Below are 964 nucleotides of genomic sequence, written 5' to 3'. Positions count from 1 at the left end.
AAGCGCAGGGCTGTTGGTCAAGGTGGTATTCGCTCTCGCTCAGGCGCATTCGTGCGTCGAGCGCCTTTTTTGACAGCAAGGCCAGAAGCTGTGGTTCTTCGACGAAGCGATGCTCCGGATAACGCAGACGAAGCAGGAAGTACCGATAGAGATCACGTTCGCGGGCAATGTTCATGATGTCTGCTTCCTGCTTGAAAATGCTCAGCCGTCGAATGAGTTGGGCAGCGTCGAACTGCCGCACCAGTTCGGGCTGCTCCCGTTCAAGGCGTTGGGTGGCGTACTGCATGAACCAGGTTGAATTTGCGTGGTTAAGCGCAGCTTCCTCATAGGCGTCAAGTTGTAGCTCGGCGCCTTGTGCGTCGAGACCGGGGAAGGAGTTATGCAGCGTTAGCCACTGATCGGGGCTTGCTTGGCTACGCCAGATCAATGATTCGATCGGCCCCAGAAGCTGTGCAAGGCGTGAGTCATTCAACGCGAGGGACAGCTCCTCCAACTGGCGCAGCATGCCCAGATGAAAGCGCACAGGATTGCCCTGTGCCGTCGTGATAGTCGAAGGGCGGGTCAGGTGATCAAGCAGGGTGTGCTTGTCGGCCGACGCAGTCAGGATCAGGCCCGCAAAGGCGGGTGCCCATGTACCAAGATAAGCGTCAAACAGTGCCTTGCTCAGTGGTACCAGCAGGGGGCCCTGACGGAAATCCGGAACGCCGTATTCGAGTGCTTTTCCACGCCATAGCCAGCAATGGTTGCGACGGGCATTGAGTGCTACAACTTCCTCCTCCAAGGATTGACTGAAGCCGCCATTGATCAGTAACCAGTATTGTTCCTGTCGGGCGGAACATGGAAATACAGGCTTTTGTGTGTATTCAAGCAGTCCTTTGCGCAGCATTTAACTGGCACCCCTTGCTGCACAGTTGCAGGGTTCGCGAAAACACGTGCCATCTGCACGTCTGCCGCAAATCTGATC

At 56.2% G+C, this 964-nt stretch carries 1 protein-coding gene; it reads right to left on the bottom strand.

Annotated elements, in window-relative coordinates; all coding sequences use genetic code 11:
* The coding region (locus tag G3436_RS26295; RefSeq protein WP_163951232.1) for a DUF4123 domain-containing protein at positions 1-886 on the bottom strand (886 nt) is incomplete at its 3' end.
* Positions 887-964 lie beyond the last annotated feature (78 nt).

The sequence above is a fragment of the Pseudomonas brassicae genome, from assembly GCF_010671725.1.
Lineage (GTDB): Bacteria > Pseudomonadota > Gammaproteobacteria > Pseudomonadales > Pseudomonadaceae > Aquipseudomonas > Aquipseudomonas brassicae.
Note: the sequence above shows the minus strand (reverse complement) of the source record. Positions and strands in the feature narration are given on the sequence as shown.